This window comes from Pseudomonas sp. IT-P218, from assembly GCF_949767605.1.
Taxonomy (GTDB): domain Bacteria; phylum Pseudomonadota; class Gammaproteobacteria; order Pseudomonadales; family Pseudomonadaceae; genus Aquipseudomonas; species Aquipseudomonas putida_AE.
On record NZ_CATKQQ010000061.1, the window covers coordinates 1 to 661 of the forward strand.

At 67.5% G+C, this 661-nt stretch carries 1 protein-coding gene; it reads right to left on the reverse strand.

Annotated elements, in window-relative coordinates; all coding sequences use genetic code 11:
* A partial coding sequence (locus ACM6I6_RS24480; RefSeq protein WP_414920830.1) for an ImcF-related family protein occupies window positions 1–661 on the reverse strand: 661 nt, incomplete at both ends.

Sequence of the window (661 nt, forward strand, 5' to 3'; positions counted from 1 at the left end):
GCTGATCAGCGAATCGGCCAACGCCTGGGTCCGAGTGCCGGCTTGCCCCTGATAAGCCAGAGTGTTCATCAGGGCGATCAGCGGCGACTGGCGCACGTCGCTCATCAGGGTCAACTGGTCGATCACCTCCCCCAGGCTGTTGGCCGGCTGCCAGCGCACGCGGTTGAGGAACTTCAGCCAAGCACTGGCGTAGTCCTGGAAGTAGCGCCGGGTCAGGCGTTCGCGCAGCATGTCCGGGGTCAGCTCGGCGGCGATGTCGCCGGGCTGGTCGCTGAGCACCCAGTCGATTTCCTCACGCCGCCCCTCGGCGATGGCGTCGATCGCCGGGCGCACCTGGCCCTCCCAGGCCTGGCGGGTGAACACCCCCGGCACGTTGGCCGTGCTGACGAACAGCGCCCGTGCCTCGGTGTCGCCAACCATCTGTTGCAGGTTCAACGCTGGGTAATGGTTGGCGGCCTCATCGAGGACGGTTTTATACAGGCTGGCTTCGGCATTGCGCTGGCCCAACTGGCCGAGCAGCAGCTGACGAAGCTGGGCCACCAGCTTGGGGTCGGCCGCAATGCGCCAGTCCGGGTGGGAAGCCAGTTGCTCGCCATAGAACTGCCAGAGCGTCGGCGACAGGCCGTGCCACAGCCCTGGCGAGACCCCGGCGCCGCTCGGC